Genomic DNA, 13,710 nt, shown 5'->3' on the forward strand with positions numbered 1-13,710 from the left:
GTGACGGAGGCCGGGAGTCTTGAAGAGTTGCGGCCTATGGCAGGGGCCGCCGGGGCGGGGCGCTCGTGGCAGGTCGCACGGGGCGGGCGGTCAGGGCTGGTTGAGTCGCCAGATGGTGAGGTTGAGGGCCGTGGCGAAGGTGACCCAGAGCCAGTAGGGCACGAGCAGCCAGGCCGCGAGCGCGGAGATCCGGCGGAACAGCAGCACGGTCAGGCCGATGGCCAGCCACAGTGCGACGATGTCGGCGAACGCCAGGCCGCGTTGGCCCGCGCCGAAGAACAGCGGCGTCCAGATCGCGTTGAGGACCAGCTGCAGGGTGTACGCCCACATCGGCGGTCCCCAGCCGGCCCGCCGCCAGACCAGCCAGCCGGCCACCGCGATCATCGCGTAGAGCACCGTCCAGACCGGCCCGAACAGCCACGACGGCGGTGCCCAGCCGGGCCGGGCCAGGGCCGTGTAGTCGTCGGCGGGCCGCGCCACGGCCAGCGAGCCGACCAGCGCCACCACGATCACCGCCGCGAAGAAGCCGGCCAGCGCCCACCACTGTGCCGCCGGACGCCGTGCCAGGTGAACCGTCATGACTCCGCTATAGCCGAACCGCCTGGAACGGAAACGGCGTTCCGCCCGGTTGCGTCGATTTCGCGGCAGGCGGGGCGCCTGCGCGCCTGTCAGGATGGGCGGATGGCCCACGTCCTGCTGTTCCACTCCGTCATCGGGCTGCGCCCGGCCGTGCTGAGCGCCGCCGAGCGCCTGCGCGACGCCGGGCACACGGTGCTCACGCCCGACCTGTACGACGGGGTGGTGGTGGACACCGTGGACGAGGGGTTCGCGCTGCTCCGGGAGATCGGGCCGGAGGTGGTGCAGGACCGCGCCCGGCAGGCGGCGGCGCACCTGCCGGGAGGCGGGGTGCTGGCCGGGCTGTCGATGGGCGCGAGCTTCGCGCAGGCCGTCGCCGAGCACGAGCCGCGAGTGGGCGGCCTGCTCCTGCTGCACGGCACCGCGGGCACGCCGCGCCGCATGCCGTCGGGTCTGGACGCCCAGCTGCACATCGCCGAGCGCGACGAGTACGAGTCGGCCGACGCGATCATGCTGTGGGAGCTGGCGATGGCCCGGCTGGGGGCACATCCGGAGGTGTTCACGTACGCGGGCGGGCACCTGTTCACCGACGACGCCTCGCCCGACTACGACGCCGCGTCCAGCGAGCTGGCCTGGGACCGCTGCCTGCGGTTCCTGGCCGCGCTGAGCTGAAGCGGGTCAGCTGCTGAAGTCGACGACCACCCGGGCGGCCAGCCGCGGGCGCAGCCACTGCGCCAGCTCCAGGTGCGCCGGGTGCTCCTGGTATCCGCGCAGGTCGTCCGCGTCGTGGTGGGTCGTGATCAGGCACAGGTGCGCCGAGACCGGGGTGTGCAGCTCGTCGAGGTTCACCTGGAGCGTTCGGACCTGCGGAACAGCCCCGACCAGCCCTTCCAAAAGATCCTTCGCCTTGGCAGCATCGTCTGCGTCGGCGAACGTCATCAGCACCACGTGAGAAAGCATCACGACCTCCGGTCAACCACTGTTGCAAACGCCCCCGCGAGTGTAGTTTCGGGAAACAGCGTTTCGCTAGGGGAACCGGAGACACCACATGGCTCCAACACGGGTTGCCGCGGTGCAGCTCGCGGCGTCGCAGGACGTCGAGGCCAATCTCGCCGCCTGCCTGCGACTGATCGACGAGGCCGCGGCCCAGGGCGCGCAGCTGATCGTCCTGCCCGAGTTCTGCAACCACCTGTCCTACTACGCCGACCGGGCGCAGGCGCACCGCATCGCCACCCGGCCCGGTGACCCGTTCCTGACCGCGGTCGCCGAGCGCGCCCGCAAGCACCGGGCGTACGTGAAGATCAATGTCACCCACGCGCACCCGGACGGCCGCACCGGCGGCACCAACTTCATGTTCGGGCCGGACGGCACGGTGCTCGGCCAGTGCGACAAGCAGACGCTGATGGGCGCGGAGAACGACCACCTCGACCCGGCCGGCGAGATCGGTCCGGTGCTGGACACCCCGCTCGGGCGGCTCGGCATGTACGCCTGCATGGAGGGCGTCATCAACGAGGTCGCCCGCGGCCTGGCCCTGCGCGGCGCGCAGGTGCTGCTCAACAGCCTCAACTCGTTCGCCACCGACGAGGCGAGCCTGCACATCCCGGTCCGCGCGGCCGAGAACAAGGTGTGGGTCGTCGCCGCGAACAAGGTCGGCCCCCTGCTGCCCGAGGAGCACCTGCCGCGGCTGAGCGCCGCGCTCGGCGTGCCCGCCGAGTGGCTGCACGGCGCGGGCGAGAGCCAGATCGTCGCCCCCGACGGCACGGTGGTCGCCAAGGGCCCCCGCACCGGCGAGGCCGTCGTCATCGCCGACATCGACCCGTCCCTGGCCGACGACAAGCGCCGCCCCGACGGCACCGACATCTTCGCCGCCCGCCGCCCCGAGCTCTACGCCCCCATCGCCGCCCCGCCCCACGGCCGCCGCCACCCCGCGGGCGCGGCCACGCTGCCGGTGGCGATCGTCCGCGGCGACACCGCGACCGTGGTACGCGAAACCGCCCGCGCCGCCGCCGCCGGCGCCCGCCTCATCGTCACCACCGAAACCGACCCCACCCTGCTCGCCGCCGCCCTCGACGGCACCAACGCCCACGCCGTCACCGCCACCCCGACCGGCCCGATCCTCCTCGACGCCAACGGCGAGGTCGCCCACCAGCCCGTGCTGCATGCCCCCGACACGACGGGCGGCGAGGTGCGCATCGTGCAGCTGCCGTGGGGGCGGTTGGCGATGGTGGCCGGGGCCGACTCGATCTTCCCGGAGGTGTTTCGGTTGGCGGCGCTCGCCGACGCCGATGTGGTGGCGGTGCCGTTCGAGGCCGGTGAGGCGTGGGAGTTGAGTCTCGGGCTGCCGGAGCGGGCGGCGGAGAACCGGCTCAACGTGATCGCGGCCGCGCCGGTGGAGCAGGACAGCGCGGTGTTCGCGTTGTCGCCGGACTTCACGTTGTGGACCGCGTGGCAGGGCCCGTTCACGGGGCGGATCAGCCATCCGGTGATCACCACCGTGCCCGCCGGACAGGTGTCCGGGCGGGCTGATGTCGCGCCCGCGCAGGCCGCCAACCGGCAGGTGTCGCGGCAGACCGATCTCGTCGACGGCCGCCCCTGGCGGCTCGTGCAAGCCCTCACAGAAAGGTAGACCGACCGTGGCCGAGACCCTGCGCCACGTCGAGGACATGGTGGACAACTCCCCCGTCGTCGACGTGCACGAGACCTTCCACCTGTACCAGGAACTGCTCGCCGAGCTGAAGGCGAAGATCGACGCCCGGTTCGAGCTGCACCGCGACGAGTCCACGCTCGAGTTGGAGTCGTACGGGCAGTACCCGGACGGCCCCGGCGGCTCGCTGGCCGCGTACAGCGGTCCCGAGGTCGACTGGATGGTGCACTCCTGGCTGGGCAACCCGTCGGCGAGCTTCGCCAACCTGCACCTGACCGTGTGGCTGGGCCCGCAGGTCAAGGTGCCGCACCTGGGCCTGGCCCTGCTGGTGTGGCCGGAGGGCTGGTTCTACCTCGACTCGGTGCCCCGGGTGAACCTGATGGAGGACGGCGAGTACTACGACAGCTACTACGCCCCGCTCGACGCCGACTGGCTCGCCCACCGCGCCGACCCCGAGTTCGAGTACTTCGTCAGCCGGGCCGGCTTCATCCGCGCCAGCCTGAGCCCGACGGCGTACTGCTACTCGTTCGGCCGCAGTGAGCGCAACCTCGACATCGTGCGCAGGCTGACCCACGAGCACGTGGACCGGTGGCTGCGCTGGGTCGACGAGGCCCCGCCGGTGCCCGAGGAGGAGCGGGCGGCGCTGGCCGAGACCGATCTGCGCATCCGGCGCAACATCGCCGAGCGCGACCCGGCCAACGTGATGGGCGTGCGCTTCTTCGGCCAGGAGACCACGGACAAGCTGGTCCGCGGCCTGTGGGGCGGCGACCGGAAGTCGGCCCGGCCGTGACCACCGTGATCCGCTCCGTCTGGTGGGCGGCGACGATCCCGGGGCACGAGGCCCCGTTCGACACCGCGCACCTGCGTGTCTACTACCCGGCCCGGCCGGACGGCTCGGACCGGGAGCGGCTGTCCGGCGTGATGGCCGCCGACGCGGACGGGGCGCCGTACCCGGTGGCGGTGATCGTGTCCGGGGTGAACGTCGGCCAGGAGGCGTACCGCTGGCTGGCGGTGCGGCTGGCCGAGCAGGGCATCGTGGCGGTGACGTACGACTGGGTGGGCACGCTGTTCGGGGGCCTGCACGGCATCACGCCGGGCGTGGACCTGGACGCGGCCCGGCCCGACGGCTACGGCAAGCGGCCCACCACGCCGTCGCTGCGGCCTGTGCTCGACGCGCTGGCCGCGATGACCGGACCGGTCGCCGGGCTGCTCGACCTGAACAAGGTCGCCCTGATCGGACACTCGGCGGGCGGGACGGTCGCGTTGCAGTCCGCGCGGTTCGTGCCCGAGGTCAAGGCGGTGGCGACGTACGGGGCGCACACGATGGTCGCGACCATGCTGGGCTGGCCCGCGGGCACGGTGCTGCCGGCCCAGGCCGACTGCCCGGTGCTGCTGGTCGCGGGCACCAACGACGGCGTCATCAACGGCTCCGCCGACCGCTACGGCGAGGACGCGGCCACCCGCCGCGACCCGATCACCCGCACCTTCGACGAGGCGCTGCCCGACCGGGGCGGCGACAACGCGCTGGTCCGGCTGGCCGGGGCGAACCACTTCGCGATCGTGCACCCGGTCGACCACACCGCCGCGCGGGCGTTCCTCGACCAGCCCGCCGACGGCGACCCGGCGGCCCACCGCGAACTGCTGGCCGACCTGCTCGGCACGTTCTGCCGGATGCATCTGACCGGCGACCAGGCGTCGTATACCGAATGGGACAAGCTCGCCGGGCACGACGGCGTCGCGTCCATCCAGCGGAGGTAAGCCATGTTGAAGAACTTCTGGTACGCGGTCGAGTTCGCCGACCGGGTGACCGTCAAGCCGGCCCGGGTCACCGTGCTCGGCCAGCACCTGGCCCTCTACCGCACGCCCAAGGGCCGCCCGGTGGCGCTGAGCGACCTGTGCGTGCACCGCGGCGCGGCGCTGTCCGGCGGCTGGACCAAGGACGGCTGCCTCGTGTGCCCGTACCACGGCTGGGAGTACGACGCCGACGGCCAGGTCACGAAGATCCCGGCGAACCTGCCGGGGCGGGCCATCCCGAAGAAGGCCCGCGTCGACTCGTACCCGGTGGCCGAGAAGTACGGCTTCGTCTGGGTGTTCATGGGCGACCTGCCGGAGTCCGAGCGCCCGCCGATCCCGGTGTGGCCGGAGTTCGACGACCTGTTGGAGAACGGCGGCCGCTTCCGGGCGGTGACCGGCGAGTTCCTGTGGAAGGCGAACTACGAGCGCATCCTGGAGAACGGCTGCGACATCGCGCACGCGCCTTTCGTGCACGCGGGCGCGTTCGGCAACCCGGAGCGCCCCGAGGTCGCCGAGTACGAGCTGGAGACCCCCGACGAGTGGTCGGCGTTCGCGACGGTGGACCTGTACCCGCCGCGGCCGAAGGGCATCTGGGCGGCGCTGAACCGCAACAAGGGCGACCTGAACAACCGCCCGCCGGTGCGCACGTCGGCCGGCTGGATGCTACCCAACATGATCAAGCTGCACGTGCGGCTGCCGATCGGCGAGCTGGTCATCTACGACACCAACATCCCAATCGACGAGACCACCACGCTGGTCAAGTGGGTCGCGCTGCGCACCTTCTTCACCGGCAAGTGGGCCGACAAGAACGCGATCAACCGCACCCTGAAGATCTTCTACGAAGACGCGGAGGTCGTGAACAAGGTGCGGCCCGAGCTGCTGCCCTTCGACCTGGGCGCGGAGCTGCACATCAAGAGCGACCTGATCGCGGTGCACTACCGCCGTCGCCGCCAGGAGCTGGCCGAGAAGGGCTGGCTGCTGTCCGAGGAGGACAGCATCACCGGCGACGTGCCGCGCCGCACCGCGACCGTGATCGCGTCCCCGGCCCGCCGGGAGAACCCCGAGCTGGCCCGCGCCTGGGTGCACAAGGCCCGGGGCGAGCACCCGACCGTCCAGGCCGCCTGGGACGCGGCCGCGGCGGCCGAGTCCGAATCCACCCCTGAGGAGTGACCGTGAGCCTGCCCGCCGACCTGTGCGAGCGCACCCTGCAACGTATCCTCGCCCGCCACCCCGACCTGGTCGCGCAGGACACCCCGCTGGCCGAGCTGACCAGCCCGATGTCGCCCGCCCCGGTCGGCTCGGTGCGGATCTTCCGCGGCGAGGCCGTCGCCAAGGTCGTCTACGTCGGCCTGGTCGTCCCGATGATCCACCTGGACAGCCACATGATCTTCGCGTTCACCCCCGAGGACTCGGCCGTCCCGCACTTCACCCTCGACTCGGTGTACGGCGGCTCCTACCACGCCTTCCACCTGGACCTGATCCCCCGCGCCGACCTGGCGGTCAACCTGCCCTACCTGGACGCGGCCTTCCACCCGCTGACCCCGGTGTTCGAGGCCGCCTCGGCGACCGAGGGCCTGTCCCCGGCCGCGGTCGGCCCGCGCCAGCGCGCCGTCATGTCGCCGTGGATGCTGGTCAACCGCGCCACCGAGGAGGCCTTCGCCAGCATCGACGCGTATGTGAACGCCTACGCCGACCACTGGTCGACGCTCGTCGAGAAGGGACTGCCCAACCCGGACGGGGTGGACCTGGCGGCCCGGGACGCCGCCGTTCGGGGCAACATCTTCAGCCGCGACGTCGACCCGGTCTGGGCGCAGGTGTCCCGGCTGCTCGGCGACGCGACCACCGACGCGATCCGGGCCGAGCTGGTGGCCAATGGCTGAGCCCAGCGAGTGGCAGAAGCGCATCACCGGGGAGTGGCACGGCCGGCCGTCGCTGTTCGACGCCACCGGCACCTGGTGCGGATACGAGGACATCCGGCGCTCGTCGGTCTTCGACAACGGCGTGACCACGTACTACATGGACGGCGGGCTCACCGGGGGCGGGCCGCTGGCCGGGCAGTTCCGGCTGGGCGCGCCGTTCGCGTTCGGGGTCGAGGACGCCGACGACGACCGGGTGTACACCGGGCCGGACTTCTACGGCACCGGCCAGCCCTACGGCTCGTTCGTCGACTCGCACTACTACGGCCCCGGCTGGCAGGTGGACCTGAACACCTGGAACCAGATCCTGCCCGACGGGCAGACCCAGGTGTACTCGTCCGTGCTCTACCAGGGCTGGTCGGTCGTCGGCTGTTTCAACGGCGTCTACACCCGCAGCACCGACCACGACGACAACCCCGCCACCCAGGCCCGGGTCACCGACTTCCTGGCGGCCGAGACGCGCCGCGGCCCGGTCCCGCACATCATGCCCACCAAACAATCGGGGGCGTACGCGGGCAGCTGCGAACTCTGGGGCGCCGACCAGAAGCCGCGCGGCACGGTCGACGTGCGTTTCGCCCTCGAACCGGTCGACCTGCTGCACACCCGCCGCACCCTGACCTGGTCCGGAGCCCTGAACCGCAGCGCCACGGCCTCGGCCCGGCGCGACGGCAACCGGCTGTTCCACGAGGGCCCCGACGCCTGGGGCAACGCGGTCGCCTTCGGCCGAGCCGCCTTCGGCTCCCTGCACTTCGCCGACGTCACCAAGGTGAAGTACCGCGAATTCATGATCGACGCCGAGCCGGGCATGTCGGCGGGCAAGCGCCTCGCCGTCGTCTACGAGATCTTCCAGGGCAACGTGCTCGACAGCGTCCTGCACGGCCTCCTGGAATGGGAGGACGCCGCGTGAGCAAAGTCGTGGTGGTCACCGGCGGGACCAGGGGCATCGGGCTCGGGCTGGTGCGGGAGCTGGCCGCGCGGGGCGCGCAGGTCGTCTACTGCGGACGGTCCGTCGACTCGGTCAAGCGGGCCGGCGAGCAGGTTCCGGCGGCGTACGGCGTGGTCGCCGACGTCACCGATCGCGAGGCGGTGCAGCGCCTGTGGGACGCGGCCGTGGAGCGGCACGGGCGGGTCGACATCTGGATCAACAACGCCGGCATGTCCCCGGCCCGGCGCAAGCTGTGGGAGCTCGACCCCGAGGCCCTGGACGCGACCGTGGACCTGAACCTGCGCGGCCTGCTGCACGCCAGTGCCGTCGCGCTGGCCGGGATGCGGGGCCAGGGCGCGGGCGCGCTGTGGAACATGGAGGGCTTCGGGTCCAACGGCATGCGCCGCCCCGGGCTCACCGTGTACGGCGCGACCAAGCGGGCCGTCACCTACACCACGGACAGCCTCGCCAAGGAGGTGGACGGCACCGGGGTGACCGTGCACCACCTGTCCCCCGGCATGGTCGTCACCGACCTGCTCACGCACGACTACACCCCGGAAGAACTGGCGCAGGCCAAGAAGGTCTTCAACATCCTGGCGGACCGGGTGGAGACCGTCACCCCGTGGCTGGCCGAGAAGGTGCTGGCCGGGGCGAAGAACGGGGCCCGGGTGGCGTGGCTGACCCAGGGCAAGGCGTTCTGGCGGTTCCTGACCGCGTTCCGCAAGCGCGACGTGTTCGGGGAGGACGCGTGAACACCAACGACTACCCGGTGATCCTGGCGCTGGAGGACTACGTCCCCACGCTGCTGGCGCTGGCCGGGTTCTGGCTGCTCGGCGGGGCGTCCGCCGCGATCGACCGGCGGGCCGCCGTCGCCGGGCGGCTCGGCGGCGTGCTGATCGGGCTGGGCGGGGTGGCCAAGTCCACCTGGAAGCTCATCCTGTCCTCGTCCGGCCACGACCTGCGCTGGCTGGAGCAGTCGCTGTTCCCGCTGATGGCGGCCGGTGCGCTGCTGGTGCTGTGGTCGCTGCACACGACCCTGCGCGGGCGGCGCGCGCCGTGGTGGCCGTACGCCCTGGTGGGTGTGGGGGTCGCGGGGGCCGCGGTCGCGCTGGGCAGCGTGCAACCGGCGTTCATCGCGGCCACCACCGGCGTCACGCTGATCAGCGTGCTCGGCGCGGTGCTGGCCGGACGCCGCCGGGCCTGGGTCGCGGTCGTGCTCTTCGTGCTCGGCATCGTCGCCGTCACCTCGCTGGTGCCGCTGCGCAACCACCCCGAGCACGAGACGCTGGCCTTCCAGTGGCTGGAGCAGGGCACCAACACCCTCGCCCAGGCCGTCTTCCTGACCGCCGCCCTGCTCACCGTCCGCGCGTCCCGCGCCGCCGGCCTTCGTCCCGTGGAGGTGCCCGCATGACCGACGCACTAGGGTGGCGGCGCAAGTTCGGGGTGATCGCGCCGTCGACGAACACGATCGTCGAGCCGGACTTCTACTCGATGACGGTGCCGGGAGTGACCGCGCACTTCTCGCGGATCCACATCCGCAACCAGGACCTGTCCGACGACGCGAACTTCGAGCACCTGCTGGTGCAGATCCGCGACGAGATCGGGGCCGCCTGCGAGCGGGTGCTGACCTGCGAGCCCGACTACATGGTCATGGGCATGTCGGCGGAGACGTTCTGGGGCGGGGTCGAGGGCAACCGCGAGTTCGTCCGCCAGATCAAGGCGATCACCGGGCTGGAGGTCGCCACCGGGGCCGAGGCCTGCGAGCGGGCCTTGAAGCTCTACGGGGCGCGGCGCATCGGCGTGGTCACGCCGTACCAGCCGGTCGGCGACCAGAACGTGGTGAAGTTCTTCAGCGAGATCGGGTTCGAGGTCACCGCGATCGAGGGCCTGAAGTGCCCGACGGCGGTGGCGATCGCGCACGTGACCGAGGACGAGCTGCGCGCGGCGATCCGCAAGGTCGACGGCCCGGACGTCGACGCGATCGTGCAGTGCGGCACGAACCTGTCCGTGGTGCGGCTCGCCGACGAGGCGGAGCGCTGGCTGAGCAAGCCGGTCATCGCGATCAACGCCGCGACCTGGTGGATGGCGTTGCGCGACAACGGCATCGCCGACAAGGTCCACGGCGCCGGCTCCCTGCTCCGCGACCACTGACCCGCTCCGCTCTTTCATCGACGTTGGCCTGTTACATCGACTGCGAGGCACGAAAACTCGACGTGATAGGCCAACGTCTATGACAAGCCCGGCCCGCGAACGGGGTCAGCGGGGGCGGGCGGCGGTGACGGGGAGGGCCAGGCGGAGGGCGTCGGTCAGGTCGGCTGGGCGGGAGACGCCGTCGGGGAGCGGGGTGGACCAGCCGGGGCCGGCCGCGGCGATGAGGGCCGGGCGGGGGCGGGCGGCCAGGACCGGGGTGAGCTGGGCCGGGTCGCCGGTCGCGGCGAACTGGGACCAGATGAAGACGGCGGCGGGGCCGGTGCGGCGTATCGCGTCGGCCAGGGCCAGGGGCGGGACGCGGGCGCCGAGCATGCGGCTGCCGCAGCCCTGCTCGGCCAGCGCGGCGGCCAGCGCCTCCAGCGGCAGCGTGTGCTGCTCCTCGGCGGCGCAGGCCAGCAGCGGACGCGCGGCGGACGCGCCGAACGGCCGGGGCACCGTCCACAGCACCTCCAGGATGCACCGGGACAGCAGGTGCTCCACCTCGATCATGTGCCCGTCCGGCTGCTGCCGCCGGGCCACCTCGACGAGCACCGGGCACAGCAGGTGGTCCCAGGCGTAGACGACGCCGCGGCCGCGTACCGCCGCGGCGATGGTCGACAGCATGGCGGGCATGTCCAGGCGCACCGCGGCGACGGTCAGCCCCCGCGCCGACGGGTCGGGCTCCGGGGCGAGGCGGGCCGCGGCGGGTTCGCCGGGCAGCCCGGCCAGCGCGATCCGGGCCGCCTCGTGCGCGGGCACACCCTCGGTGGTCAGCCGGCACATCACCTCTAGCCGGGCCACGTCGTCGGGGGTGTACCGGCGGTGCCGGTGCGCGACGTGCTCACTCGGCCCCAGGCCGTACCGCTGGTGCCAGGTGCGCAGCGTGGTCACCGCGACGCCGAGCCGCCGCGCGACGTCCCCGGCGCTGCGCCCCTGCCCGCCCACGCCGTCGATTCGCTCGCGGTGCTCGCTCATGGCGTCAGCCGCCGGTGATCCGCTGGGCGGCGAGCTTGCCTGAGATCAGCACCATCGGCACGCCGACGCCCGGGGTGGTGCCGGAGCCCGTGAAGACCACGTTGGGCAGCGCCGGGTGCAGGTTGCGCGGCCGGAACGGGCCCGACTGGGTCAGCGTGTGCGCGGCGGCGAACGGGGTGCCCGCGTCCATGCCCAGCTCGGCCCAGTCGACCGGGGTGACGACGGTCCGGGTCTGCACCCCCGCCTTGAAACCGGGGTAGCCGCGCGCTTCGAGCACGTCGATCAGCTCGTCGGCGTACCGGTCGGCGAGCCCGCCGCGCCAGTCCTGCTCCCCGGCGACCAGGTTCGGGACGGGCGCGAGCACGTAGTAGGTGTGCCGTCCCGCCGGGGCGACCGACGGGTCGGTGCGGCTGGGGTTGGTGACCAGCAGCGACGGGTCGCTCATCAGCTCCCCCTTGCTGATCACCTCGTCGAAGGTGCGCCGCCACTGCCGCCCGAAGTGGATGTTGTGGTGACCGGCCTCGGTGTATTCGGCGTCGGAACCGACGTGCAGAACCACGCAGGACGGCGAGTAGCGCAGCCGCCGTGGTTTCGAGCCGGGCAGCAGCGCGTGCGCGGCGGCGGTGTCCGGGTTGAGCACGACCGCGTCGGCGGGGATACGCTCGCCGTCCGTGGTGATCACGGCGGTGGCCCGGCCGCCGCCGGTCTCGACGCGTAGCGCCTGCGTGCCGTAGCGCACCCGCACGCCGTGCTTCTCGGCCGCGGCCGCCATGGCGCGGGGCAGAGCGTGGATGCCGCCGTGCGGGTGGTACACCCCGGCGACGGAGTCGAGGTAGGCGATGACGGTGTACACGGCCAGCGCCTTGTGCGGGGACAGGCCCGCGTACATGGCCTGGAACGAGAAGACCCGGCGGGTGCGGTCGTCTTTCAGGAAGGTGTCGATGCGGTTCTGCAGGCGGCCGAACGCGCCCGCGGCGACCAGGCGCAGCAGGTTCGCCGTGAGCAGGTCGCGCGGGCTGTCGAAGTTGCGCTCGATGAAGTCGTGCCGCTCCAGCTCCCACAGCCGGCGGGCGTAGTCGACGAAGCGCCGGTAGCCGTCGGCCTCGCGCGGGCCGCAGACCCGCGTGATCTCTTCGGCCATGCGTTCCGGGTCGGCGATCACGTCGAGTTTCGAACCGTCGGCGAACCAGGCCCGGTAGGCCGGGTCCAGCGGGGTGAGGGTGAGCCAGTCGGCCATCTCCTCGCCGACCGCGGCGAACGCCTCGGCGATCAGGTCGGGCATGGTCAGCACGGTCGGGCCGGTGTCGAAGGTGTAGCCGTCGCGGTCGAGCCGACCGGCCCGCCCGCCCGGCACGTCCTCGCGTTCCAGCACGGTCACCTGCCGGCCCGCCCCGGCCAGGTGCAGCGCGCAGGCCAGCCCGCCCAGCCCTGCCCCCACCACGACCACGTGGTCGGTGCGTCCGGGAACCGTCCGCATGCGTGCGCTCCTTCCGGTCATGCCGCGCGCCAGGCTACGGCGGCGGCCAGTTCACCCAGCGCGGCGCGGACGGACTCGTCCAGCGGCGCGTCCGCGAGCCTGCCCTGCGCGTCGGCCACCCGGTCGGTGATCATGTCGCTGAGCCGCCGCGCGGCCCCGGTCGCGCGGACCACCTCGGCCAGCCGGGTCACGTCGGGCTGCTCGGCGGCGAGCAGTTTATCCAGCTCGGCGTGCTGGGCCGCGTTCGCCAGAGCGCGGGCCAGCAGCAGGAGCATGGTCGGCTTGCCCAGGTCGTCGCCGACCGGTTTGCCGGTGACGGCGGGTTCGCCGTACAGGCCGAGCAGGTCGTCGCGCAGCTGGAACGCCTCGCCGACGGCCAGGCCGTAGCGCGTGTAGGCGCGTCCCAGCGGCCCGCGCGCGAACGCCGCGCCGGTGGCCCCGGCGAGCGCCGCGCCGTAATGCAGCGGCCAGGTGGCGGTGTAACCGGCCGTCTTGAGGCGTGCGGTGCGCAGCGCCCGCTCCGGGGACCAGCTGCGCGCGTGGTCGCCGAGCACGTCGAGGAACTGCCCGGCGATGGCCTCGACCCGCATCCGGTCGTACGCCGACCGCGCGCCCGCCAGCGCCGGGGCGGGCACCTTCGCCCGGCTCATCAGCCGGTCGGCCCAGACCAGGCACAGGTCGCCGACGAGGATCGCGCCGGAGTCGCCGAAGCGCTCGGCGTCGCCGCGCAGCCGCTGCCCGGCGTGTGCCGCGGCCAGCGCCCGGTGCGCGGTGGGGCGGCCCCGGCGGGTGGCCGAACGGTCCATCACGTCGTCGTGCACCAGGGCGAACGCGTGCAGCAGCTCCAGCGCGGCGAGCGCGGGCAGCACCGGCTGCACAGGCGCGGCCGGCCCGGCCACGCTGCGCCAGCCCCAGTAGGCGAACAGCGGCCGGATGCGCTTGCCCCCGCCGAGCACCGCGTCGCGGGCGGCGGCCAGCAGCGGTTCGAGCGCGTGGTCGACGTCGAGCAGTGCCGCCGTCTCGGCGAGCACGAAGTCGCTGAGCGCTTGCTCGACTCGTTCGTGCAGGTCGACGGCGTGGTCTACCGACCCGGGACCCGCGGTCGGGGTAAAGGAAGGAGCGGTCGCGGAGAAGGTGTCGTTTGCCACGCGCTCAGATTAGCGTAGAGTCGAAGTTGCGTCGATTGTTGAGTCGATTTTTTCGAGGAGAGCAC

Annotated in this window: 15 protein-coding genes; 10 read left to right on the plus strand and 5 right to left on the minus strand. The window is 72.6% G+C overall.

Translation table 11 applies throughout. The annotated features are described in order from the left end of the window. Positions 1–90: 90 nt before the first annotated feature. Positions 91–579, minus strand: a complete 489-nt coding sequence (locus tag ACFQO7_RS00785) for a TspO/MBR family protein (protein ID WP_376804501.1) — start codon at positions 577–579, stop codon at positions 91–93. 102 nt (positions 580–681) lie between these two features. On the opposite strand from ACFQO7_RS00785, the gene ACFQO7_RS00790 reads away from it, so the two are divergent. Further along, on the plus strand, positions 682–1,248 hold the full coding sequence (locus ACFQO7_RS00790) for a dienelactone hydrolase family protein (protein ID WP_376804502.1): 567 nt from the start codon (positions 682–684) through the stop codon (positions 1,246–1,248). Positions 1,249–1,254: 6 nt separating this feature from the next. Here ACFQO7_RS00790 and ACFQO7_RS00795 read toward each other — a convergent pair whose 3' ends face one another. Beyond that, positions 1,255–1,536 carry a Dabb family protein gene (locus ACFQO7_RS00795; RefSeq protein ID WP_376804503.1) on the minus strand — a complete coding sequence of 94 codons (282 nt, stop codon included), beginning with the start codon at positions 1,534–1,536 and terminating at the stop codon, positions 1,255–1,257. 88 nt (positions 1,537–1,624) lie between these two features. Between ACFQO7_RS00795 and ACFQO7_RS00800 the strand changes: the two genes are divergently transcribed. Genes ACFQO7_RS00800 through ACFQO7_RS00840 form a run of 9 tightly spaced genes read left to right on the plus strand, consistent with a single transcriptional unit; the run spans position 1,625 to position 10,006 of the window. After that, positions 1,625–3,202 carry a carbon-nitrogen hydrolase family protein gene (locus ACFQO7_RS00800; RefSeq protein ID WP_376804504.1) on the plus strand — a complete coding sequence of 526 codons (1,578 nt, stop codon included), beginning with the start codon at positions 1,625–1,627 and terminating at the stop codon, positions 3,200–3,202. Positions 3,203–3,209: 7 nt separating this feature from the next. Then, positions 3,210–4,010, plus strand: coding sequence for an oxidoreductase (locus tag ACFQO7_RS00805; RefSeq protein WP_376804505.1), 801 nt, complete (start codon positions 3,210–3,212; stop codon positions 4,008–4,010). Next, positions 4,007–4,978 carry an alpha/beta hydrolase family protein gene (locus ACFQO7_RS00810; protein ID WP_376804506.1) on the plus strand — a complete coding sequence of 324 codons (972 nt, stop codon included), beginning with the start codon at positions 4,007–4,009 and terminating at the stop codon, positions 4,976–4,978. Before ACFQO7_RS00805 ends, ACFQO7_RS00810 begins: the two co-directional genes overlap by 4 nt. Positions 4,979–4,981: 3 nt before the next feature. Further along, a complete protein-coding gene (locus tag ACFQO7_RS00815; RefSeq protein ID WP_376804507.1) occupies positions 4,982–6,184 on the plus strand; it encodes an aromatic ring-hydroxylating dioxygenase subunit alpha in 1,203 nt (400 codons plus the stop codon). 2 nt (positions 6,185–6,186) lie between these two features. Next, positions 6,187–6,894, plus strand: a complete 708-nt coding sequence (locus tag ACFQO7_RS00820) for a hypothetical protein (protein WP_376804508.1) — start codon at positions 6,187–6,189, stop codon at positions 6,892–6,894. Then, positions 6,887–7,837: a hypothetical protein gene (locus ACFQO7_RS00825; protein ID WP_376804509.1), complete on the plus strand. Its 951-nt coding sequence runs from the start codon at positions 6,887–6,889 to the stop codon at positions 7,835–7,837. The genes ACFQO7_RS00820 and ACFQO7_RS00825 overlap by 8 nt, the downstream gene beginning before the upstream one ends. After that, a complete protein-coding gene (locus ACFQO7_RS00830; protein WP_376804510.1) occupies positions 7,834–8,607 on the plus strand; it encodes an SDR family oxidoreductase in 774 nt (257 codons plus the stop codon). Before ACFQO7_RS00825 ends, ACFQO7_RS00830 begins: the two co-directional genes overlap by 4 nt. After that, positions 8,604–9,266, plus strand: coding sequence for a hypothetical protein (locus tag ACFQO7_RS00835; protein WP_376804511.1), 663 nt, complete (start codon positions 8,604–8,606; stop codon positions 9,264–9,266). The genes ACFQO7_RS00830 and ACFQO7_RS00835 overlap by 4 nt, the downstream gene beginning before the upstream one ends. Then, complete coding sequence (locus ACFQO7_RS00840) at positions 9,263–10,006, plus strand: maleate cis-trans isomerase family protein (protein ID WP_376804512.1); 744 nt, start codon at positions 9,263–9,265, stop codon at positions 10,004–10,006. Before ACFQO7_RS00835 ends, ACFQO7_RS00840 begins: the two co-directional genes overlap by 4 nt. Before the next feature lie 105 nt (positions 10,007–10,111). Here the strand turns inward: ACFQO7_RS00840 and ACFQO7_RS00845 are convergent, their stop codons facing one another. From ACFQO7_RS00845 to ACFQO7_RS00855, 3 genes are read right to left on the minus strand one after another with little or no spacing between them, the layout of a single operon-like run. After that, the gene (locus ACFQO7_RS00845) at positions 10,112–10,990 is read right to left on the minus strand and encodes a MerR family transcriptional regulator (protein ID WP_376804700.1); all 879 of its coding nucleotides are present in this window, start codon (positions 10,988–10,990) and stop codon (positions 10,112–10,114) included. Positions 10,991–11,024: 34 nt separating this feature from the next. Then, positions 11,025–12,497: a phytoene desaturase family protein gene (crtI, locus tag ACFQO7_RS00850; protein WP_376804513.1), complete on the minus strand. Its 1,473-nt coding sequence runs from the start codon at positions 12,495–12,497 to the stop codon at positions 11,025–11,027. Positions 12,498–12,514: 17 nt separating this feature from the next. Next, complete coding sequence (locus tag ACFQO7_RS00855) at positions 12,515–13,645, minus strand: polyprenyl synthetase family protein (RefSeq protein ID WP_376804514.1); 1,131 nt, start codon at positions 13,643–13,645, stop codon at positions 12,515–12,517. Between the last annotated feature and the right edge of the window lie 65 nt (positions 13,646–13,710).

The sequence above is a fragment of the Catellatospora aurea genome, assembly GCF_042663325.1.
GTDB lineage: Bacteria > Actinomycetota > Actinomycetes > Mycobacteriales > Micromonosporaceae > Catellatospora > Catellatospora aurea.